1 protein-coding gene and 1 pseudogene are annotated in these 573 nt (G+C 71.7%); both read left to right on the top strand.

The window, feature by feature from the left end:
* A pseudogene (locus L810_RS43530) lies at positions 1-411 on the top strand (MBL fold metallo-hydrolase); the annotation flags it as partial.
* A gap of 29 nt (positions 412-440) precedes the next feature.
* A partial coding sequence (locus tag L810_RS46770; RefSeq protein WP_155836518.1) for a beta-lactamase hydrolase domain-containing protein occupies positions 441-573 on the top strand: 133 nt, incomplete at its 3' end.

The following is a 573-nucleotide window of genomic DNA, read 5'->3' as shown; positions in this document are numbered from 1 at the left end:
GACGACGCGACGCAGCGCGCGGCATTCGTCGGCGACACGCTGTTCATGCCCGACTACGGCACGGCCCGCTGCGATTTCCCGGGCGGCGACGCGCGCACACTGTACCGCTCGATCGCGCGCGTGCTCGGCCTGCCGCCCGACACGCGCCTGTACCTGTGCCACGACTACCAGCCGGGCGGCCGCGACGTGCAGTTCGTGACGACCGTGGCCGAGCAGCGCCGCGCGAACGTGCACGTGAAGGACGGCGTGACCGAGGACGATTTCGTCGCGATGCGTACCACGCGCGACGCCACGCTCGCCATGCCGGTGCTGATGCTGCCGTCCGTGCAGGTCAACATGCGCGCCGGCCACCTGCCCGAGCCCGAAGACAACGGCGTGCGCTACCTGAAGATCCCGCTCGACGCGATCTGAGCGCCGGCGCCCCAACCGAGACCCCCGACATGACCTCCATCCGCAAGCTGACCGACACGCTGTCGGTCTCGCCGCAGATCGCGGCGGCCGACCTGCCCGCGCTTCACGCGGCCGGCATCCGCGCGATCGTCTGCAACCGCCCCGACGGCGAAGGCGCCGACC

Origin of the sequence: Burkholderia sp. AU4i, assembly GCF_000466765.1 — a bacterium.
Taxonomy (GTDB): domain Bacteria; phylum Pseudomonadota; class Gammaproteobacteria; order Burkholderiales; family Burkholderiaceae; genus Burkholderia; species Burkholderia cepacia.
This window is presented reverse-complemented; position numbering and strand designations above follow the sequence as displayed.